Genomic DNA, 19,713 nt, shown 5'->3' on the forward strand with positions numbered 1-19,713 from the left:
TGCGTGGCAGGATGCTGACATGCCGGACACCCCCGAACCCTCCGGCTCGCACGAGCCCGAGCCCCCGCGCCCCGCGTCACACACCCTCTCCGCCACCCGGCCCCCTGTCACCAGGCACTCCCCCGTGGACACCACGGTCACCACCGTCGTTCCCCCGGTCTCCCCGACCGCCGAGCCCGAGGCCGCTCCCACCCGCAACTGCGTGGAACTGCGCGTGCACGGTGTCAGCGGCGGACAGGCCGAGGAACTCCTGGACGTGGAGCCCGCCATGCGCGTGGGCGGCGACCGGCTCGCCGGTTTCTTCCGCTGGCGGCGCGAACCGGACACCCAGAGCGTCCCGGGGGTACGACGGGAGATCTTCGCCTGGGGCAACCTGACCTCGGGCAGCGCCTCGCGGGCGTTCTGGCTCCTGCTGCTGCCGTTCATGATGCTCAACGTGGCGTACTGGATGCGGCCCGGCCGGATGGACCGGGGGCAGACCGGGGTCCGCAGGGCGGCCAGCATCACCTACGGGGCCGGGGTCCGACTCCTGGCGCTGTCGCTGACCGTGCTCATCACGCTGGCCTCGGCCGGGGTCGGCATGGACCTGGTGGGCTGGCAGTGCGCGGGGTTGGGCGAGTCGTGTGTGCAGGCGCGTCCGTGGCTGGCCTTCCTGGCCTCGTCCTCCTCACCGCTGTCCGCACCGGGGTGGGGGCTGGTGGTCGGGGCGGTGCTGCCCGCCGCGGTGATCGTCGTGCTGTGGCGGCTGTCCCGCAGAACGGCGGCCGACTACGAGGTGGTGACCGGCCCGGTGCCGCCGGACCACTCCGAGGACGCGCCGCTGAGCCACCCGGACTTCTGGCGCAACAGCGAGATCATGGCCCGGCTGAGGTCGGCCCACATCGCCGTGGCCGTGGGAACCGTCGCGGCGCTGCTGCTGGTGCCCGCGTTCCTGCACGACCTGTCGGTCCGGGGCGTGGCGCCGGCGACCGATCCGGGGGCGTGGTGGCTCGGCGCGGTGTTGGCCGTTCTGCTGGGCGCCGTGGCGGCGGCGACTGTCGCGAGTGTGCTGGTACCCGGACTGGACCCCCGGTGGAACGCCAGGGCGGACCGGTTCTGCCGGGTGCTGCGGGACACCATGCTCGTCCTGGTGGTGGCCGTGGCCGTCTACACGGTGTGGCCGCGGCCCGGCTGGGTGGCCGAGGGGCGGCTGCCCGGCAGCGGCACCATGCTGAACACGCTCTTCGCCACCCAGGGCGCGCTGGTGGTGATGCTGCTGGCGGCGGCCCTGGTGCTGTTCGCGGTGGACCGGCCGCACGAGCGAACCGCCATGCGAGGGCTGGCGGGACCGTCCACGGCCGCGCTCGGAACGCTGCTGGGCGGCGGGTTCTCGGCCGCGCTGGTGTACCAGGGTTCGCTGTGGCTGAGCGGCTGCGGTCCCATGAACGCGCCGGAGGCCGACTGCCTGGCGCTGTCGCCGCCGACCGCCTACTCGTGGTTGCAGCTGGCGTTCGCCTTCGAGGCGGTGATCGTCCTGGTCGTGGTGGCGGTGCTGGCGCTGCGCCTGCGCGGTGCGGTGCGGGCCCAGCTGCCCGAGGTGACCTCGCTCTACTCGCGGAGCGTTCGGGACCGCCGGACCTGGGACATCGCCAAGGCCAGGGCGACCGGGCAGATGACCGAGGTACTGCCCAAGGTGCTGGCCGCGCTGCTGCTTCCGGTGGTGCCGCTGGTGGGGCTGGCACTCTACTCGATCCTCACCGGGAACCTGGTCGCCGGGCCGGTGGACGCACCCCTGGCGGTGGCCGGGGAGCTCCAGGGCGTGGCGCAGAGCGCGCTGGACGCGCTGGTGGGTGTGGGGTCGCTCATCGGCGGGGCGAGCCTGGTGGCGCTGGTGTGGATCGGCCGGAGCGCCTACCGGGACCGGCCGACGCGGCAGGCCGTGGGCGCGCTGTGGGACGTGGGCACCTTCTGGCCGCGTGTCGCGCATCCGCTGGCCCCGCCCTCGTACGCCGAACGCGCGGTACCGCAGCTGACCGCGCGGGTGGCGCGGATGGCCGGGGAGGGAACCGAGGTGGTGATCTCCGGCCACTCGCAGGGGTCGGTGTTGGCCGCCGCGACCGTGTGGCAGCTGCCCCGGAGCTGCCGGGGGCGGGTCTCGCTGATCACCCACGGCTCACCGTTGGACCGACTGTACGCGCGGTACTTCCCGGCCTACTTCGGTCCGGCCTCGTTCACCGACCTGACCGGCCGGGTGTCGGCCTGGCGCAACCTGTGGCGGGTCACCGACGCCATCGCCGGTCCGGTCAGACGCAGGAACGCGGACGCCGGGGACACTCCACCAGGTCCTGCCGGGGGTGGGGCCGGAGCGTCCCTGGACATCGTGGACCAGGCCGACCCGCTGCCCGACCCGCGTTCCTACGACGCGCCGCCGGGAGAGGCCAGACGCCCGGAGATCCTCGGGCACTCCCAGTACACGGAGGATCCGGCCTACGCCCAGGCACTGTCCGAGGTGCTGCCGCCAGTTCCCTCGGCCCCGAGGGAGGCACCACCGAGGGCCTCGACCCCGTACGGCGGTTGACGCCCTCCCGGAAGGACCCCGCGAGGCGTCCGCGCGGTGGTTCGCGCCGTCGGGGGCCGGGGCCGCGGAGCCGTCAGCGCGGAGACCGGGCCACGGAGACCGGTGCCCGCAGGGACCGACGCGCCGGTGGCCCGGGGCTACCAGGGTCCGTAGGGGCCGTTGTTCTGGTTGCCGCCCACGCCCTTCACGGCGGGGCGCACGTCCAGCAGGAAGATGAGGGTGGCGACCAGGCCCAGGATGACGAACATGCCGGTGCCGGTCAGGACGGCGAGCAGGGAAACGCCGGAGGCCACACCGGTGAGGATCACCCACAGCTTCTTGGTCTGCTTGTCCATCACCACGAAGGCCTGCTCAGGGGTTCTCAGGGCCTCGATGAACGCGTACAGGCTGGCCACGAAGGTCACGAGGTAGATCAGCTGCCAGATCCAGAAGAACAAGACTCACTCCAGTCGCCTCACGCGTCCGAGCGGGGTTCCGCCCGCTCTCCACGTTAAACGGATCGGACGCGGGGATCGTGCCCGAAAGAGGGGCGGATCACTGACCGAATACGAGCGCGGTACCTCCGGACCACCGGGCGCGCCGGTCAGATCGGGATGTGCCAGAGGCAGGTCACGGTGGCCAGCAGGAAGGCCGAGGCACCCATGATCACGGCACCCGCGTGGTACGGGAGTTCGCTGTCCGGGCGCAGGAGCCGGTTGACCCTGCGCATGACGGCGGGTTCAGCGGCCTGCACGGCGGCCATCGCACCGGCGGGTACGGGCGCGGGCCCGGCGGCACCGAAGCGGAGCAGCGCCATGGCGAGCTCACGGGAGGAGCTCCTGCGGCGGGCCTGGTCGTCGGCGCACATCTCGATGAGCAGCGCGACGGTCTCGTAGTAGGTCCGCACCAGGCGCACGCGCGGGAAGGCCCGCTTCAAGGAGGAGAACGGGAGCAGAACGAGGTCGTGGCGTTCACGCAGGTGGGCGTGCTCGTGGGCGAGCACGGCCGCCAGTTCGCGGGTGTCGAGCACCTCCAGGGCACCGGCGCTGATCACCACCTGGGAGCGCAGCACTCCGGGCAGGCAGTAGGCGGCGGCCGCCGGGTGGTCGACCACGCGTGCGCCCGGGACGTCCGGGTGTTCGTTGGCCACCAGTTCCAGCAGGTCGTGGTGGCGTCTGCGGACCCGCACCACCTGGACGAACGAGGCGACGAGGCCCGAGAACAGCACGAGGGTCAGGGCGACGGCCAGCAGCACGGCGGCGAGGTGGCTCAGCCCCTCGAGCCCCTGCGAGAACTCGGAGACGATGAACTCGCCGGTCAGGAGGTCGGTGGCGGCGGCCAGCAGGCCGCCCGCGGCGCCGAGCTCGTAGGACGACAGGCCGTAGGCCAAAAGCGCACCGATGGTGGACACGCCCCAGGCCAGGCCGAGCGCCTGCCAGGCGATGACCGCCGTGTAGGGGCCGCGGGAGGGCCACTTCGCCCGGTGGAGTGCTTCCATGGCGACGAGGCAGCTGACCGCGACGAGAGTGAGGAGTGCGGCACTGACCATACGGACTAGTTCCTTGGCTGCTCGGTTTCCGCGAGTGCGCGACGGAGCGCTTCAGCCTCCTGGCCGTCCATGGACTGGACGAAGGCGGCCAGGGCCGCGTCGCGGTCAACCGTCTGACCGAGAGCGTCGAACATCAGCTCCGACACGTAGTTCTCGCGGCTGGCTGCCGGACGGTACCGCCAAGCACGACCCTCGCGTGCCCGGTCGACGACCTTCTTCTTGGCCAGTCGGTCGAGCACCGTCATGACGGTCGTGTGGGCCAGGTCCCGCTCGGCGAGAGCCTTACCGACCTCGCGAACCGTCATTGGTTCGTTGCGTGCCCACAGTACATCCATCACCGCGCGTTCAAGTTCGCCAAGCCGATTCATGAAACCAAGTCTACGACGGGTAGTACTACCCCCCGTGGCACCCCCACGTTAATTCTCGATGGCTTTCGGGGTAGGGGTTTGAGACGCTGCCGACAGGGCCCGGGGACCGCCTCCGACGAGGGGTGGAACGGGCCGGGGTGACCGAGGTCCCGCTCCTCCCGGGGCGGGCGGCCGAGGGAGAGACATGGCTGACCGAGGGGAAGCGCCGTCCGAGGGGACGCGGTTCCAGCTTTCGATGGGCGACATCACCGAGCACCACGCGGACGCGATCGTCAACGCCGCCAACAGCTCCCTGCTGGGCGGCGGCGGGGTGGACGGGGCCATCCACCGCAGGGGCGGCGGGGCGATCCTGGAGGAGTGCCGCGCCCTGCGCGCCTCCCATTACGGGAAGGGGCTGCCTGCGGGTGGGGCGGTGGCGACCACGGCGGGGAGGTTGCCCGCCCGCTGGGTGATCCACACCGTCGGCCCGGTGTACAGCGGGACCGAGGACCGGTCGGCGGTGCTGGCCTCCTGTTTCACCGAGTCACTGCGGGTCGCCCACGAGCTGGGCGCGGAGTCGGTGGCCTTCCCCGCGATCTCCACGGGGGTGTACCGCTGGCCCCTGGACGACGCGGCCCGGATCGCCGCGCGGGCACTGCGCACCGCGCCGGTCCGGGTGCCCAGGGTGGACCTGGTGCTGTTCGACGAGGCCGCCCTGGCCGCGTTCCGGCGGGCCTTCGAACCGGGCTGAGGAGGCGCGCGGCTCGACCGTGGCTCTTGCCCCGTCTACCGCGCCGCCCGCGTCCGTCGTACGCTCCGTTCCATGGGACACCGGCATCCGAGCAAGCTCAAGAACCCCGAGGTGAGTCACGCGCGGGCCCGCTGGCTGTTGCGCGCGGAACTCGCGGGGTGTGACGCCTGCCGCTCCGAAGGCGACGAGGACGCCTTGGCCGACCTCGCGTCAGGCGGTGTCTTCGACTCCCTGATCACGGGTTTCGTGCTGTCCCGCGTCCAACAGTGGCACTCCCCGAGCCGCCCGTCCGAGTACCCGGCCACCGTGTACCGCATCGCCCCCATCGACGAACGCGACTTCTGGCGGCCCCCGACCCAGCACTGCATGCGTGTGTGCACGGTGACGGGGGCCGAGGGCGACGGGGTGGACACGCTGCCCGCTCTCCGGGAACTGCGACTGATGTCGGCGCTGGACCGCTCCCTGGTCCTGGACGACATCATCGACGGCCTGGCCGAGACGGAGGGTTGACCTCGATTCCCGTGCTCCGGCTTCCCCGCCTGCCCGCGCCCGGCCCCCGCTTCTTCCCCGAGCACGACAGGCCGACCGCGGGCCGGTGCGTGAGGTGCGATGAGTACCCGGAAGCGGGTGTGCGCACCTGCCCCGACCGCTGGCCCAACGGTTGAACCGCTACTTACCGGGATCGGCGATCGGGGCCGGATAGCCCTCGACCCCCTCCCCGAACCCCTCCAGCCAGGGCGTGTGCACCTGCGCACCCGACAGTTCCGCGAGTTCGGGGACGTACCGGCGCACGTAGACGCCCTCCGGGTCGAACCGCCGCGCCTGCCGGGAGGGGTTGAACGCCCGGTTGGGTCGGGTGTCGTTGCCGGTACCCGCCGTCCACTGCCAGTTGCCGTACTCGTTGGCGACGTCGCCGTCGGTGAGGTGGGCGTCGAAGTGCGCGGCCCCCTCCCGCCAGTGCACCAGCAGCGTCTTGGTGAGGAAGGCGGCGGTGATCATGCGGGCGCGGTTGTGCATGAACCCCTCCTGGAGCAGCTGCCGCATGCCCGCGTCCACGATCGGCACACCGGTCCGTCCCTCCTTCCATGCGGACAGGGCGTCCGGGTCGTCGCGCCACTCGCGGTCACGCGCTCGGTAGTCGCGGGTGTTGATCCACGGGAACGCCGCCGTGACCTGGTGGTGGAAGTCGCGCCAGGCGAGCTGGCGCACGTACTCGCTGCCGCCGGGGAGGTCCCGCGCGGCGGTGGCGATCTCCAGCGGGGAGAGGCAGCCGAACCTGAGGTCGGCGGAGAGACGGGAGGTGGCGGCACCGGGGAGGTCGTCGTTGCGATCCCCGTAGTCGGCCAGCCCCTCGTCGAGCCAGGCGCGCAGTCGTCCACGCGCCATGGTCCAGCCGCCGGTCTGCCGTTCCGGGGCGAGGGCGCCGATCCCCTCGGCGTCGCCGTCCAGCTCGGGCAGGTCACCCGGTTCGAGCCCCTCGGGCAGTTCGAGGGCCTCGGGCGCGGGCAGCACCTCGCGCCAGCGCGCCCCCTCCCAGGCCCGCCAGTAGGGGGTGAACACCTTGTAGTGGTCGCCGCTGGCCGGGGTGAGGTCGCCGGGCGGCACCACGGTCAGCCCGGGGTGCTCGCACACCTCCAGTCCGGTGGCACGCAGTGAGTCCAGCCGCCGTGCCGCGAACCGGGTCACGCCCGCGCTGAGGTGGACGGCGCGCGCCCCGGTCTCCCTGGCCAGCCTCCCGACCTCGCTTGCCGTGTCGCCCCGGCGAAGGAGGAGGTCTCCGCCTCTCTCCCGCAGCCCCGAGCGCAGGTCCGCGAGGGCCTCGGCCAGGTGGGCGCGGCGGTTGCGGGCGGCGCGCGCCAGGAGGCCGGGTTCGAGGACGAAGAGGGGGACCACCCGCGGGGAGGCGCGCAGGGCCGCGCTGAGCGCGGGGTGGTCGTGCGGGCGCAGGTCCTGCGTGAACAGGACGATGACGGGGGTGCCCAACAAGGACTCCTTCGCTTTTCGACACCATCACACTACTGGGTGTGTTCATTGGCGATTACCGGAGGTGGTCGGGGGTAGAGCCCCACCATGAACCCGCCTCCCCGTCCCGTCGTCGGAGTCTCCAGCTGCCTCATCGGAGCACCCGTGCGCTACAACGGCGGGCACTCGCGCTTCAGGTTCCTCACCGACGAGTTGGACCGGCACGTGGACTGGCTGCCGGTCTGCCCGGAGGCGGAGATCGGGCTCGGCGTGCCCCGCCCCACCCTGCGTCTCCAGGAGCGGCCTGACACGGCCCCCGGCGAGGGCGAGGACCGGGTCATCTCCAGCAAGGACGGCGCCGACCACACGGACGACCTCGCCCGGGTCGCCGACCGGCACCTGCCCGAGCTGCGCCGTCTGGACGGATACGTGCTCAAGAACAAGTCGCCGAGCTGCGGCCTGTACGCCCTGCCGGTCTTCGACGACCACGGCGACCGGCTGCGCGGGAACGGCCGGGGCGCCTTCGCCGCGCGGCTCACCGAGCTGCTGCCGCAACTCCCCTTGGAGGAGCAGGGCCGCCTGTCCGACCCCGTTCTGCGCGAGCACTTCGTGGAGCGGGTGTTCGCGCACTCCCGGCTGCGCGCCCTGCTGGAGGACGACTGGCGTCCACGGGACCTGGTGGCGTTCCACACCCGGCACAAACTCCAGCTGATGGCGCACTCCCCGGACGGCTACCGCGAGACCGGGCGGATCGTGGCCCGTGCGGGCACCGGCGATCCCGAGGAGGTCGCGGCCACCTACGCGGAGGCCTTCCACCGGACCCTCGCCGTCAAGGGCAGCCGGGGCAGGCACGCCAACGTGCTCCAGCACGTCTTCGGGATGATCAGCCCGCTGCTGGACGACGCCCGCAGGCACGACCTGCTGGCCGCGATCGAGGACTACCGGGAGGGGCAGGCACCGCTCAGCCTGCCGGTGGCCCTGTTGCGACACCACTGTTCCGCCGAGGCCATGACCTGGGCCAACGAGCAGACCTACCTGCGCCCCTACCCCGAGGCGCTGCGGCTGCGGCACCCGGTGGCGGTCTGATCCCGCACCGGAGCCGGACCCGGGGGAAGCCGGAGTCGGACCCGAGGGAAGAGCACGGAAGGACGGTTCGGGGCGGCCCCTGACAGCACGCGGCGAATCCCTGCGCAGCGAACACGTTCGGCTACATTGGGTGACAGTTCCCGGCCGCGTCGTGCGCGGTTTCCGGTTGCCCCCGACCCGAGGTCCCCGACGTGTTCGTCTCCCTTCCCCGACGCGCCGCCGTGCTCGTCTCCTCCTGCGCCGTCGTGCTGCTCGCCACGTCCCTGGCCACGGCTCCCCCGGAGCGCCTGGTCGAGCGGATCGGCCACCACCTGTCGCCCCCGGAACCGGAACTGACCCACGGCCACGCCCTCCTGCCCCCGTATCCGGTGACCACCCCCGCACCCATCCCCAACCCGGGGCAGGTCGCCGTCTGCCAGGAACCCGGGCGCGACCAGGTCGTCACCCTGTCCGACCCCTCCGACGACGAGGGCCGCCCCCTGTGGATCCGCCGTCCACCCGGGCCCGACAGCACCGACCTGCCGGTCCTCTACCTGCTGCACGGCTCGGCCTCCACCCACCGGACCCTCATGGAAGCGGACCTGGGCGCCCACCTGGACCGGCAGATGTGCCGCTCGGGGGTCGAGTTCGTCGTCGCGGCCCCGTACGGGCAGGAGGACGGGGGCTCCACCACCGAGTGGGGGGACGCCCATGACGGCCGCTTCTCGCTGGAGAGCTTCGTCACCCGGGACACCGTCGACGCGGTCGAGGGCGAGCACCCGCGTCCCCGGTCTCTGCGGGCGATCGGCGGCTTCTCCATGGGCGGCTACGGTGCCGCCGCTCTGGCCCTGCGCCACCCCGACCTCTACTCCCAGGTGGTCGGCTGGGCCGGGTACTACCGCGTGGACGATCCGCACGGAACCTTCGGTGGGGACACCACGGCGCACTCCCCCGACCTCCTCCTGGGGTCGGAGGACGTGAGCGACCTCAGGTTCATGCTGGTGGAGGGCCGAGCGGACCACACCCCGCTCCAGGAGGGGAGCATCCAGGGGGAGGCCGAACGCTTCTCGGAACTGCTCGCCGATCACGGTATGACGGTCGACACCCTCAGGCCCCGGGGCGGCCACGACCTGGAGACCTGGCGGAGCACCTTCCCCGAGGCAGTGGACTTCCTGGTGTCCGGGTGGGCGGGTACACGGTGATCCGGGCCGGGTCAACCCCGGCCCCCTCGGACGTTCCGGTGGGGAACAGTGTGTACCTTCGTCGCTGTTGACGACTACGGCTCGCACACTCGTTGCTGACACGACTCGGAGGAACCACCGGTGTCCGGACCCCTGCCGCTGGGACAACAGACGGCGGTTCCCTCAAGGATCGCGACCGTCAGTCTGCACACCTCCCCGCTCGACCAGCCCGGCACCGGTGACGCCGGAGGGCTCAACGTGTACGTGGTCGAGGTGGCCCGGCGGATGGCCGAACGCAACGTGGCCGTGGACGTGTTCACCCGCGCGACCAGCGCCGACCTCCCCCCGGTCGTCGAGCTGGCGCCGGGTGTGAACGTGCGGCACGTGCCCGCCGGACCCTACGGCCACCTCGACAAGAACACCCTCGCCGACCACCTGTGTCCGTTCGTGTTCGGAATGCTGCGTGCCGAGGCCCAGGCCGACCCTGGCCACTACGACCTCGTCCACGGCCACTACTGGCTTTCCGGCAGGGCCGGGGTGATGGCCGCCCGCCGCTGGGGCGTGCCCATGGTGCAGTCCATGCACACCATGGCGCGGGTGAAGAACGCCGCGCTCGCCGAGGGCGACTCCCCCGAACCGGAGGCGCGGGTGCGGGGCGAGGACCAGCTGGTGCGCCAGGCGGACCGGCTCATCGCCAACACCGACGACGAGGCGCGCCAGCTCACCGGCTTCTACGGTGCACGGAACGAGCAGATCAACACGATCCCGCCCGGGGTCGACCTGGACACCTTCACCCCCGGCTCACGTACGGAGGCGCTGGAGCGGGTCGGGCTGCCCCGGGACACCGAACTCCTGCTGTTCGTGGGCCGTGTCCAGCGGCTCAAGGCCCCCGACGTACTCATCCGCGCCGCCGCCGACCTGCTCGAACGCGACCCCTCCCTCCGCTCCCGCCTGGTGGTCGGGGTCGTCGGCGGGCTCTCCGGGGGCGGCAGACACGAACCCCGACTGCTCACCGACCTCGCGCGTTCGCTGGGCGTCGCCGACGTGGTGCGGATGGAGCCCCCACAGGACCGCGCGCGCCTGGCCGACTACTACCGGGCCGCGACCGTGACCGTCGTTCCCTCCTACTCCGAGTCCTTCGGTCTGGTGGCCGTGGAGTCGCAGGCCTGCGGCACTCCCGTGCTGGCCGCGCGGGTCGGCGGTCTGACCACGGCCGTCGCCGGGGGCGTCTCCGGGGTCCTCGTGGACGGGCACGACCCCCGGCACTACGCCGCCGAGCTGCACCGGATGATCACCGAACCGGCCTGGCGTGCCAAGCTGGCCGGGGCGGGTCCACGCCACGCCGCCACCCTGGGGTGGTCGCGGACGGTGGACGAACTCCTGGACGTGTACCGGGACACCCTCAACCCGCGCGGGCTCCGGCTCGCCGCGGCCCGTTGACCACGGGGGGCGGACCGAAGTGACGAGAGGCGAGGACGTGGCAGCGGAAACAGAGCGCGAGAGCGCCATCAGGGCGATCAGCGAGGCCGTCACCGAGGCCGGTCTCGAGGTCGAACGCCCGCGTGAGGGGTCGTTCCTGGTGACGATCCCGGGCACGGCCAAGCTCAGGACCATGGTGTGGTTGGAGGCCGGACCGCACAGCCTCACCCTCACGTCGTTCTTCTGCCGCCAGCCGGACGAGAACCACGCCGGTTTCTACCAGTGGCTGACCCGGCGCAGCTCCGACATGTACGGGATGGCGTTCGTCTCCGACGACGTCGGCGACGTGTACGTGCGGGGACGCCTTCCGCTGGGCGGCGTGACCCCCGCCGAGGTGGACCGGCTGCTCGGCTGCGTGCTCACCTACTCCGACGAGAACTTCAACACCGCGCTGGAGCTGGGCTTCGCCACGGCGATCCGCAAGGAGTGGAAGTGGCGGACCGCGCGCGGCCACGACACCCGCAACCTGAGCGCCTTCGCGCACCTGGCCGAACCCGAACAGTAGGACCCGCCGTGGGCGGCCACCCGGGCGGCATCGCTAGGCTGGCTCCCATGGGAACTCTGGTACTGCTTCGACACGGCGAGAGTGTCTGGAACGCGAAGGGCCTGTTCACCGGCTGGGTGGACGTGGACCTCTCCGCGCAGGGCGAGGAGGAGGCCCGCCGCGGCGGCGAACTCCTGAAGGCCGCCGGGGTGACCCCGGACATCCTGCACACCTCTCTGCTCAAGCGCGCGATCCGCACCGCGAACCTCGCGCTGGAGACCGCTGACCTGCACTGGCTGCCGGTGCAGCGGTCCTGGCGCCTCAACGAGCGCCACTACGGCGCCCTCCAGGGCAAGGACAAGGCGCAGACCCGTGAGGAGTACGGCGACGACCAGTTCATGGTCTGGCGCCGCTCCTACGACACGCCCCCGCCGCCCATCGCCGACGACGACCCCTACTCGCAGGCCGGGGACGCGCGTTACGGTCTGCTCCCGTCGGAGCTGCTGCCGCGCACCGAGTGCCTCAAGGACGTCCTGGACCGCGCCCTGCCGTACTGGTACGACAGCATCGTCCCGGACCTGGCCGCGGGCCGCACCGTCCTGGTCACCGCGCACGGAAACTCGCTGCGCGCGCTGGTCAAGCACCTGGACGGGATCAGCGACGCCGACATCGCGGGCCTGAACATCCCCACCGGCATCCCGCTGGTGTACGACCTGGACGACCAGTTCCAGCCCACCAACCCGGGCGGCACCTACCTCGACCCGGAGGCCGCGAAGTCCGCCATCGAGGCCGTGGCCAACCAGGGCAAGAAGTAGTCCGGACCCGATCTCCCGTGCCCGCGCCGCCGCGAGGTGGTGCGGGCACCGTCATGTCCGGGGTCAGTAGACCAGAGCCTGGGCGCCGTCCCGGAGGCTCTCCTCCACGAAGGTGGCCGCTCCCGCGATGCGCACGCCCTCGACCAGGTCGTCCTGGGTGAGCTCCCTGCGGGCCGCGCACTGGGTGCAGACCGTGACGCCGCCAGCGGCGAGCACCGCCGCCAGCAGGTCCTGGAGCGGGGCGGCGTGGGGGAGGTCGAACTTCTCGGCCCGGCCGGGCACCGCGAACCACGCGGCCTCGCCGGTCAGCCAGAGCGACACGTCCACTCCACTCGCGACCGCCGTGGCCGCGACGGTGAAGGCCTGGTTGCAGCGCTCCGGGGAATCCTCACCGGCGGTGACCTTGATCACCAGGGAACGAGTCATGCGGTCAGCCTACTCAGAACGCGGCGGCGGTGACGACCGTGCCGGCGATCGCGCACAGGGCGAAGGCGGTCAGGAGCAGGACGGCCTCACGGCGGCGGGGCGAGACGCGGGCAGGGCCCTCCTCCACGCCGTGCTCGACGGTGAGCGGGGCGCCCTCGGAGGCGACCAGCACCACGCGGCCGTCGCGCACGTCGACCTCGCCGCTGACGCGCACACGCGCCCCCTGACGGATGATCCACTCGCGGTACTCGAACTCGATGGTCTCGCCCCGGAAGACGCCGGAGATACGGCCGCGCACGCGCGGCAGCAGGTCGTCAGCGGCGGCGGCGACCCCGGGCTGGGGGCGGCCGACCAGGCGCTTGAGGCAGAGCTCGGGGTCACGCGGCTCCACACCGGTCGGGTCGACGTAGACGCGCTCAGCGGCACCGGCGCGGCCCTCGGCGACCAGCCCGAACAGCTCATCGGAACCGTAGTCGGCGATCGAGTCGCAGGCCCGCTCGGTGACCGCGCCCTCAGCGCGGTCGCGGACCAGGGGCCGGTAGTGGCGGAGCACCTCGTGGCCGTGCCACACGCACTCCGAACCCGCCAGCCCGGACTCGATGAGACCGGAGGGCCCGGCCGCGGCGACTCCGGTGAGCGTCACCCGCTGGCCCTTCCGTGGCACCAGTGCGCTGGGCAGGAGCTGGGCCAGCCCGCGCTGTCGCAGCCAGCGGCGCAGGGCGACGACGGTCAACGGCAGGAGGACCACCGCGACGGCGAGCAGCGCCACACCGATCACCATGAACACAGGCAGCCCCTTAGTAAGCGCGTCGGAGGTCAAGGACGACTGCGGGCGCCGAGCCCCAAGGACACACCGCGTCTGCTGACAATCTTTACCAGTTCTCCAGGAAAGCGGGGCCAATTGGGCATGTCCAGTCCAAGGCTCCTCGATGGCACGGAACGCACCCCTGCCGGGTGTTCGCCGAACATGCCCTAGGCTCGGTGGCTATGGATGCTGAGGTACACCCCGATCTGGAGAAACTGTCGTTCCTGTTCGGGCGCTGGGAGGGCGTCGGCGTGGCCGGTTACGCCGACGAGGAGGAGCTCCAGTTCGGACAGGAGGTCGAGTTCACCGTCAGGGACGGCGCTCCCTACCTGGACTACCGGAGCCGGGCCTGGCGCATGAAGGCCGACGGGACGCTCGGAGAGCTCATCACCGAGGAGTCCGGTTACTGGCGCGCGCTGTCCGAGGAGGACACCGCCCGGTACGCCAAGGACGACGAGAAGAACATCATCCACCTGGAAGTGCTGGTCGCCCACAACGAGGGCTTCATCGAGTCCTACCTGGGCAACGTGTTCGCGAACCGGGTGGAGATGGCCACCAACGCGGTGGTGCACACCATCACGGGCCTTGAGGTCCAGGCCTCGCACCGCCTCTACGGGCTGTTCGGCGAGGACCGGGACACCCTGGGCTACGCCTGGGACCTGGCCGCGCGCGGGCACGACCTGCGCTCGTACATGTCGGCGCAGCTCAAGAAGGCCGGGAGCAAGTAGCAGTGGCCGCGCTCCGACCGTGGTCGGAGGGCATGGGCGAACCCCGGGCTCTGTCCCGCGGGTGCGGGGCCGGTCGGACCAGGTCCGGCAGCCCGGGGTTCGGGTGTCCGTCAGGTATTCGCACGAACGACGTCGAGCGAATGCTCGGCGTCGCCCTAGCGGACGGCCACCTCGCCAGTCCTTGAATGAATCATTTCTCGGACCACCTCCTTTCCTGCGTGCCTCCGAAGGTACGTCCCGTGGCCGGGGTGGGGCAAGTGATTTTCGGGGCTCCGTATTCGCTGCTCAGAGCGGTGCTCCGGGGTGTTTGGCGGGCCGGATAACCTCGGTTCCATGACTTCGCCGTTGCTGACCACACCGGGTGCCGTGAGCGCCGACAGCCCCGACTCCGACGTCGCCGCGCACTACGGCGACCCCTCCCACGAGGCACGCGCGATGGAACGCTCCAGCGCCTGGGTCGACCGGAGCAACCGCGGCGTGGTGCGCGTGACCGGACCGGACCGCCTGAGCTGGCTCAACGACATCACCAGCCAACTGACCCGCGACCTCGCCCCCGGGGTCGCCACCGAGTCGCTGGTCCTGGACACCCGGGGCCACCTGCGCCACCACCTGTCCCTGGTGGACGACGGTGAGACGACCTGGATCCACACCGAACCCGGTGGCGGACCGGCGCTCGCGGAGTTCCTGGACTCGATGGTGTTCATGCTGCGGGTGGAGGTCGAGGACCGGTCCGACGCGCTCTCCGTGCTCACCGTGCTGGGCCCGGAACGCTCCCGGGTGACGACCGTGGCCGAGGGCGTGGTTCAGCGGGACACGGAGGACCAGACCGACCTGTTCGTGCCCTCGGGCGACCTCGTGGCCGTCGCCGAGAAGCTCACCGCCGCCGGAGCCCGTCCGGCGGGTATGTGGCCCTACGAGGCCCACAGGATCGCCGCGCACCGCGCCCGCCCGGGGCTGGACTCGGACGAGCGGTCCATCCCGCACGAGATGGACTGGATCGGCTCCGCCGTGCACCTCGAGAAGGGCTGCTACCCCGGCCAGGAGACGGTGGCGCGGGTGCACAACCTGGGCCGCCCTCCCCGCCGTCTGGTGATGCTGCACCTGGACGGCACCGTCGAGCGGCTGCCGAAGCTGGGGAGCGACATCGAGCTGGCCGGGCGCAAGGTGGGCCGGGTCGGGACGTCCTCCCGTCACCACGAGCTGGGGCCGATCGCCCTCGGCCTGGTCAAGCGCACCGTTCCGGTCGACGCCGACCTGGTCGTGGACGGGATCGCCGCGGGCCAGGAGGTCGTCGTGGACCCGGACACGGGCGCCAACGCGAACCTCGACGACTTCCGCCGCAAGCCCAGGTAGCCGTCACCGGGGCGGGGCGCGGCCCCGCCCCGACCGGTCGCCCCGCTCCCGCGGACCGGACGCGACGACGCGGACGACGGTGGGGACGGCGACGGGTGCGGGATGCGCCAGCCTCCCGGTCACGCCCGGCTCCCACAGGACGGAGGCCCTCTGGCGGAGTCGGCCCGGGCCGCGTCGTGTTGACAGGGACTCCCCTGGCGGGTGTGAACTGTGGTGAACCACCGGACGCTGCCGAAGGGGAACCCCGTGAGCCCGAAGATCGCCACCAACACCGCCGTGGACCGGGAGGCGCTGATCGCGTTCGTCACACCCCGGCACAGGGCGCTGCTGATCACCCAGCGCCGGGACGGCTCCCCGCAGGCCTCCCCGGTCACCTGCGGAGTGGACGGCCGGGGGCGGATCGTGGTGTCCACCTACCCCGAGCGCGCCAAGGCCCGCAACGCGGCACGGGAGGGGCGGGTGAGCGTGGTCGTGCTCTCCGACGACTTCGAGGGCCCCTGGGTGCAGGTCGACGGGACCGCCGAGGTGCTCAGCGGGGAGGAGGCGGTCGAACCGCTGGTGGAGTACTTCCGAGTGATCTCCGGAGAGCACCCGGACTGGGAGGAGTACCGCCAGGCGATGCGCAGCCAGGGCAAGGCCCTGGTGCGCGTCACTCCGCGGCGGTGGGGGCCGGTGGCCACCGGAGGGTTCCCCGCGGGCAGGGCTCCGCAGGCCTGAGCCGGAGGCTCACTCGCGGCTGTTGACGCCGCCCGGACACGCGGCGAGGCCCGGTGGTGGTGCCAGGACACGGCCACGGGCACGGTGGACATGTGCGCCTACTGGAGGTGCTCGGCCCGGACGCGGGCGTCGCCCGAATCATCGGCGGACCGCGCGCCCCGGTCACCCCCGAGGACGACACGGCGTCCTCGGTGACGCCTCCGAGTGGACCCCTCCCATCCGGGGTGGCTCCACGTCCCGGGTGTGACCACCTTTCTCGTCCTTCTCACCCACACCCCGGGACGCTCCGAGCGTCCGGACGCCTGGGCGTCCGGACGCCCGGACGGCCGGACCACGGTCACTCAGGAGTGCGACCCGACGACGGACGCGAAGGAACGCTCCGGCGACGCTCACCGCGGAGCCCGGCACCGGTCACGGGGGCCTCGATGCCTCCCACGGTGCCGTCACCCGCGCCGCCGGGGCGCCCTCGCGAACTCGGGGCGTCAGACCGTCAGAACGATCTTGCCCCGTGTGCGACCGGTCTGGTTCAGGCGCCAGGCCTCGGCCGCCTCCGCCAACGGGAACTCCCTGTCGATGTGCACGCTCAGCACGCCCCGGTCCGCCAGGCGGGAGAGTTCGACCAGGTCATCGTGGTCGGGCCGGACCCACAGGTACTGCCCACCGGTCGAGAGGACCCCGTGGTCGGCGATCGAGACCACCCTCTCCGGGTTCTCGGTGACCGGAAGCGCGGCCACCCCGCCGCCGACGAAGTCGAGGACCGCGTCCACGCCCTCGGGGGCCAGTGCCCGGACCCTCTCGGTGAGTCCGTCGCCGTAGGTGACCGGCTCGGCGCCCAGCGCTCGGAGGTGGTCGTGGTTGCGCTCGCTCGCCGTACCGATGACCCTCGCGCCCAGCGCGACCGCCATCTGCACGGCGAACGCGCCCACGCCGCCCGCGGCGGCGTGCACCAGCACCGTGTCACCGGAACCCACCGAGACGCGCTTGAGGGACTGTAGGGCCGTGAGACCCGCGAGGGGCACCCCGGCCGCCTCCTGCCAGCTCAGCGCGGCGGGCTTGGGCGCGATCAGTCGCACGCTCGCGGAGACCAGCTCGGCGTAGGTGCCGTTCTTGGCCCAGTCCTTGCGCAGGTACCCGTAGACCTCGTCGCCGACCGCGTACTCCCCCGCGTCGAACCCGACGGCCTCGACGACGCCGGCCACGTCCCAGCCCGGGACGAGCGGGAAGTCCGCCTCCATCACGGGATCCAGACCACCCGTGGCGAGCTTCCAGTCCACCGGGTTCACACCGGCCGCGCGCACGCGGATCAGAACCTCCCCCGGGGCCACCTTGGGATCTGGCAGATCCACCAGGGCGAGGTCGTCGACGGAACCGTACTGCTGTAGTGCTATTGCCTTCATGTCGGGTGACAAGGCGGTGACCGTGTGATTCATTCCGTACACAAGCGGCCGGGCCCGGTGGGAAGTCCCACCGGGCCCGGCCGTTTCGCACCGGTACGCCGGTGCCGCGGTGCGCGAGGCCTAGCGCAGGGCGGCGGCCAGGCGCTCGTCGTGCAGACGCTCACCCCAGGCCGGGGGAAGCGGGTTCAACTGACCCACGCGCCAGCGCAGCAGCAGGTCGGCCAGCTGCGGGTTGCGCGGCAGGGCCGGGCCGTGCAGGTAGGTGCCCAGGATCTGGCCCTGGTAGGCACCCTCGGTGCGGTCGTCGTTGCCGATGCCCTTCACCGTGGTGGACAGCGGACGGGCCTGCGGGCCGATCGCGGTGCGCCCCTGGTGGTTCTCGAAACCGGTGATCCGCCCGACGCCCAGGGCGGGCTCGACGTCGGCGACGATCTCGCCCACCGCGCGGGTCTGGCCGCGGGTGCTGCGGATGTCGAGGATGCCCACGCCCGGAAGCGGGTTGGCCTCGTCGTCGCCGTAGCTCTCACCGATGATCTGGTAGCCCGCGCAGACCGCGAACACGCACGCGCCGCGCGCGGCGGCCCGGGCCAGCCCACCGTCGGCGCGGAGCCGGTCGGCGGCCAGGATCTGCGGCCGGTCCTCGCCGCCGCCGAGCAGGTAGATGTCTCCCTGCTCGGGCACCGAGTCGCTGGAGTGGACGTGCACGATCTCCGTGGGGATGCCGCGCAGTTCCGCGCGGCGCTTGAGGATGAGGACGTTGCCCTGGTCCCCGTAGGTGCTGAGCAGGTCGGGGTAGATCCACACGATCCGCAGGGCGCTGCTGGTGTTCGACATGGGTGTGTGTCTCCTACTGGACGCGGCCGTACGCCGTGCGGATCTGCTGGAAGGCTGTGTAGTTGGCGATGACGTCGACCTTGGTGATGTCGGGGCGCTCGGCCTTGAGCTTGGCCAGTACCTCGTCCACGCGGTCGGCGACCTCGAAGGGCACCTCGTCGGTCTCCAGGCGAAGCGCGAGGTCCGTGCGGCGCTCGCCCATGACGAACACCCTCCGGTCGCGCAGCACCGTGTAGTCCACATCCCAGAGCCAGGAGGTGTCCTTGCCGTCGGGGATCTGGGCGTTCACCGCGAGGATCACGGGGACGCGGGGCGGGTCCAGGACCGCGAAGGACTCCAGCCATCCGGCCGGGTTCTTGGAGAGCAGCAGGCGGACCTCGACGCCCATGGTGACCACCGATGTGTAGCGTCCGGCCACCGAGGTGACCTCGCGGAGCCGCTCGATGGTGCGCTCGGGGTGCATGCCGTAACCGGCGGCCGTGGCGGCGGCGATCGCGGCGTTGGCCCGGTTCGCGTCGCCGGGCAGGTTCATCCGGAGCTTGATCTGCTGACCGTCGGGGGCGACCAGCACGTCGTTGTCGTTGTCCACCGCCCACGTGGCGCGGGGACGGGCCAGACCGCACTCGGGGCACTCCCAGTGCGGGTCGGTCTCGCGCTTGAGGTGGCCGCCGCACTCGGGGCAGCACCAGGAGTCCTCCTTCCAGCGCTGACCGGCCGACACCCAGGTGGCGTTGGGGGCGCCGAGCCCCGCCCAGGCCACCAGCGGGTCGTCGGCGTTGGCGATGACATGGGTGTCGGTCTGCGCGAGGGCGGTCCGCCACTTCTTCGCGAGCAGGTTGATCTCCGAGGCGCGGTCCATCTGGTCGCGGCTCAGGTTCATCAGGACCACGAAGGAGGGGTTGGTGGCCTTGAGTACCTGCGGGAGGTACTTCTCGTCCACCTCCAGCACACCGTTGACCGCCGACTTGTTGTCGGACAGGGCGGTGATGTGCCCGGTGGGCATGTTCGCGCCGTACTCGTTGGTCGCCACGTCACCGAACTCGCGCAGTGCCTGCGCGATGAGCCGGGTGGTGGTCGTCTTGCCGTTGGTGGCACTGACCAGGGCCAGGCGACGGCCCTGGGCGAGCTTGGCGAGCAGGTCGGGTTCCACCTTGAGGGCGACGCGCCCACCGATGACGGAGCCGTCTCCGCGTCCGGTGGCCCTGGACAGGCTCGCTGCGCTCCTGCCAAGTACCGAGGCCAGTTGGGCGCGCAAGGGAAGCTCGCTCATCAAATCTCCACGAT

20 protein-coding genes are annotated in these 19,713 nt (G+C 71.9%); 11 read left to right on the forward strand and 9 right to left on the reverse strand.

Annotation, left to right across the window (positions count from 1 at the left end):
• Positions 1-19 precede the first annotated feature (19 nt).
• A complete protein-coding gene (locus BDW27_RS13195; RefSeq protein ID WP_017544165.1) occupies positions 20-2,557 on the forward strand; it encodes a hypothetical protein in 2,538 nt (845 codons plus the stop codon).
• 137 nt (positions 2,558-2,694) lie between these two features.
• Here BDW27_RS13195 and BDW27_RS13200 read toward each other — a convergent pair whose 3' ends face one another.
• The 3 genes from BDW27_RS13200 to BDW27_RS13210 all read right to left on the reverse strand — a co-directional run bounded on the left by BDW27_RS13200 (position 2,695) and on the right by BDW27_RS13210 (position 4,453).
• Positions 2,695-2,994: a DUF2516 family protein gene (locus tag BDW27_RS13200; protein ID WP_017544166.1), complete on the reverse strand. Its 300-nt coding sequence runs from the start codon at positions 2,992-2,994 to the stop codon at positions 2,695-2,697.
• Positions 2,995-3,140: 146 nt separating this feature from the next.
• Entirely contained in the window at positions 3,141-4,085 is a 945-nt protein-coding gene (locus BDW27_RS13205; RefSeq protein ID WP_017544167.1) for a M56 family metallopeptidase, read from the reverse strand.
• Between the two features lie 5 nt (positions 4,086-4,090).
• Positions 4,091-4,453: a BlaI/MecI/CopY family transcriptional regulator gene (locus BDW27_RS13210; protein WP_082206639.1), complete on the reverse strand. Its 363-nt coding sequence runs from the start codon at positions 4,451-4,453 to the stop codon at positions 4,091-4,093.
• Positions 4,454-4,637: 184 nt separating this feature from the next.
• Here BDW27_RS13210 and BDW27_RS13215 point away from each other — a divergent pair, with 184 nt between their 5' ends.
• Both BDW27_RS13215 and BDW27_RS13220 read left to right on the forward strand, forming a co-directional pair.
• Positions 4,638-5,183: an O-acetyl-ADP-ribose deacetylase gene (locus BDW27_RS13215; protein ID WP_026129184.1), complete on the forward strand. Its 546-nt coding sequence runs from the start codon at positions 4,638-4,640 to the stop codon at positions 5,181-5,183.
• Positions 5,184-5,255: 72 nt separating this feature from the next.
• Complete coding sequence (locus BDW27_RS13220; protein ID WP_017544170.1) at positions 5,256-5,693, forward strand: hypothetical protein; 438 nt, start codon at positions 5,256-5,258, stop codon at positions 5,691-5,693.
• 159 nt (positions 5,694-5,852) lie between these two features.
• Here the strand turns inward: BDW27_RS13220 and BDW27_RS13225 are convergent, their stop codons facing one another.
• On the reverse strand, positions 5,853-7,166 hold the full coding sequence (locus BDW27_RS13225) for a deoxyribodipyrimidine photo-lyase (RefSeq protein WP_017544171.1): 1,314 nt from the start codon (positions 7,164-7,166) through the stop codon (positions 5,853-5,855).
• An 87-nt stretch (positions 7,167-7,253) separates the two neighbouring features.
• Here BDW27_RS13225 and BDW27_RS13230 point away from each other — a divergent pair, with 87 nt between their 5' ends.
• The 5 genes from BDW27_RS13230 (at position 7,254) to BDW27_RS13250 (ending at position 12,169) form a co-directional block, all read left to right on the forward strand.
• A complete protein-coding gene (locus BDW27_RS13230; RefSeq protein WP_026129185.1) occupies positions 7,254-8,231 on the forward strand; it encodes a DUF523 and DUF1722 domain-containing protein in 978 nt (325 codons plus the stop codon).
• Positions 8,232-8,422: 191 nt separating this feature from the next.
• On the forward strand, positions 8,423-9,412 hold the full coding sequence (locus tag BDW27_RS13235) for an alpha/beta hydrolase family protein (protein ID WP_110049496.1): 990 nt from the start codon (positions 8,423-8,425) through the stop codon (positions 9,410-9,412).
• A gap of 120 nt (positions 9,413-9,532) precedes the next feature.
• On the forward strand, positions 9,533-10,831 hold the full coding sequence (mshA, locus tag BDW27_RS13240; RefSeq protein ID WP_017544174.1) for a D-inositol-3-phosphate glycosyltransferase: 1,299 nt from the start codon (positions 9,533-9,535) through the stop codon (positions 10,829-10,831).
• Positions 10,832-10,868: 37 nt separating this feature from the next.
• Positions 10,869-11,375 carry a YbjN domain-containing protein gene (locus BDW27_RS13245; protein ID WP_017544175.1) on the forward strand — a complete coding sequence of 169 codons (507 nt, stop codon included), beginning with the start codon at positions 10,869-10,871 and terminating at the stop codon, positions 11,373-11,375.
• Positions 11,376-11,422: 47 nt separating this feature from the next.
• The gene (locus BDW27_RS13250) at positions 11,423-12,169 is read left to right on the forward strand and encodes a phosphoglyceromutase (protein ID WP_026129186.1); all 747 of its coding nucleotides are present in this window, start codon (positions 11,423-11,425) and stop codon (positions 12,167-12,169) included.
• A 63-nt stretch (positions 12,170-12,232) separates the two neighbouring features.
• Here BDW27_RS13250 and BDW27_RS13255 read toward each other — a convergent pair whose 3' ends face one another.
• Both BDW27_RS13255 and BDW27_RS13260 read right to left on the reverse strand, forming a co-directional pair.
• Entirely contained in the window at positions 12,233-12,595 is a 363-nt protein-coding gene (locus BDW27_RS13255) for a DsrE family protein (protein WP_017544177.1), read from the reverse strand.
• A 13-nt stretch (positions 12,596-12,608) separates the two neighbouring features.
• On the reverse strand, positions 12,609-13,376 hold the full coding sequence (locus BDW27_RS13260) for a hypothetical protein (RefSeq protein WP_040693545.1): 768 nt from the start codon (positions 13,374-13,376) through the stop codon (positions 12,609-12,611).
• Positions 13,377-13,582: 206 nt separating this feature from the next.
• Here BDW27_RS13260 and BDW27_RS13265 point away from each other — a divergent pair, with 206 nt between their 5' ends.
• The 3 genes from BDW27_RS13265 (at position 13,583) to BDW27_RS13275 (ending at position 16,198) form a co-directional block, all read left to right on the forward strand.
• A complete protein-coding gene (locus BDW27_RS13265; RefSeq protein ID WP_017544179.1) occupies positions 13,583-14,128 on the forward strand; it encodes an FABP family protein in 546 nt (181 codons plus the stop codon).
• A 333-nt stretch (positions 14,129-14,461) separates the two neighbouring features.
• On the forward strand, positions 14,462-15,481 hold the full coding sequence (locus BDW27_RS13270) for a folate-binding protein YgfZ (RefSeq protein WP_110049497.1): 1,020 nt from the start codon (positions 14,462-14,464) through the stop codon (positions 15,479-15,481).
• A 246-nt stretch (positions 15,482-15,727) separates the two neighbouring features.
• Complete coding sequence (locus BDW27_RS13275; protein WP_026129188.1) at positions 15,728-16,198, forward strand: PPOX class F420-dependent oxidoreductase; 471 nt, start codon at positions 15,728-15,730, stop codon at positions 16,196-16,198.
• Positions 16,199-16,680: 482 nt separating this feature from the next.
• Here the strand turns inward: BDW27_RS13275 and BDW27_RS13280 are convergent, their stop codons facing one another.
• The 3 genes from BDW27_RS13280 to BDW27_RS13290 form a co-directional block, all read right to left on the reverse strand.
• A complete protein-coding gene (locus BDW27_RS13280) occupies positions 16,681-17,595 on the reverse strand; it encodes an NADP-dependent oxidoreductase (protein WP_017544182.1) in 915 nt (304 codons plus the stop codon).
• Between the two features lie 120 nt (positions 17,596-17,715).
• Complete coding sequence (locus BDW27_RS13285) at positions 17,716-18,429, reverse strand: type 1 glutamine amidotransferase (RefSeq protein WP_017544183.1); 714 nt, start codon at positions 18,427-18,429, stop codon at positions 17,716-17,718.
• A 13-nt stretch (positions 18,430-18,442) separates the two neighbouring features.
• A complete protein-coding gene (locus BDW27_RS13290; protein WP_017544184.1) occupies positions 18,443-19,699 on the reverse strand; it encodes a Mur ligase family protein in 1,257 nt (418 codons plus the stop codon).
• Positions 19,700-19,713: the final 14 nt, after the last annotated feature.

This window comes from Nocardiopsis sp. L17-MgMaSL7 (genome assembly GCF_003182025.1).
Lineage (GTDB): Bacteria > Actinomycetota > Actinomycetes > Streptosporangiales > Streptosporangiaceae > Nocardiopsis > Nocardiopsis prasina.

Bases quoted from the DNA above. Each gene is read 5' to 3' on its own strand.
- BDW27_RS13195 (WP_017544165.1), top strand. From the start codon at position 20: ATGCCGGACACCCCCGAACCCTCCGGCTCGCACGAGCCCGAGCCCCCG.
- BDW27_RS13205 (WP_017544167.1), bottom strand. From the start codon at position 4,085: ATGGTCAGTGCCGCACTCCTCACTCTCGTCGCGGTCAGCTGCCTCGTC.
- BDW27_RS13210 (WP_082206639.1), bottom strand. From the start codon at position 4,453: ATGAATCGGCTTGGCGAACTTGAACGCGCGGTGATGGATGTACTGTGG.
- BDW27_RS13215 (WP_026129184.1), top strand. From the start codon at position 4,638: ATGGCTGACCGAGGGGAAGCGCCGTCCGAGGGGACGCGGTTCCAGCTT.
- BDW27_RS13220 (WP_017544170.1), top strand. From the start codon at position 5,256: ATGGGACACCGGCATCCGAGCAAGCTCAAGAACCCCGAGGTGAGTCAC.
- BDW27_RS13230 (WP_026129185.1), top strand. From the start codon at position 7,254: ATGAACCCGCCTCCCCGTCCCGTCGTCGGAGTCTCCAGCTGCCTCATC.
- BDW27_RS13250 (WP_026129186.1), top strand. From the start codon at position 11,423: ATGGGAACTCTGGTACTGCTTCGACACGGCGAGAGTGTCTGGAACGCG.
- BDW27_RS13255 (WP_017544177.1), bottom strand. From the start codon at position 12,595: ATGACTCGTTCCCTGGTGATCAAGGTCACCGCCGGTGAGGATTCCCCG.
- BDW27_RS13260 (WP_040693545.1), bottom strand. From the start codon at position 13,376: ATGGTGATCGGTGTGGCGCTGCTCGCCGTCGCGGTGGTCCTCCTGCCG.
- BDW27_RS13265 (WP_017544179.1), top strand. From the start codon at position 13,583: ATGGATGCTGAGGTACACCCCGATCTGGAGAAACTGTCGTTCCTGTTC.
- BDW27_RS13270 (WP_110049497.1), top strand. From the start codon at position 14,462: ATGACTTCGCCGTTGCTGACCACACCGGGTGCCGTGAGCGCCGACAGC.
- BDW27_RS13280 (WP_017544182.1), bottom strand. From the start codon at position 17,595: ATGAAGGCAATAGCACTACAGCAGTACGGTTCCGTCGACGACCTCGCC.
- BDW27_RS13285 (WP_017544183.1), bottom strand. From the start codon at position 18,429: ATGTCGAACACCAGCAGCGCCCTGCGGATCGTGTGGATCTACCCCGAC.
- BDW27_RS13290 (WP_017544184.1), bottom strand. From the start codon at position 19,699: ATGAGCGAGCTTCCCTTGCGCGCCCAACTGGCCTCGGTACTTGGCAGG.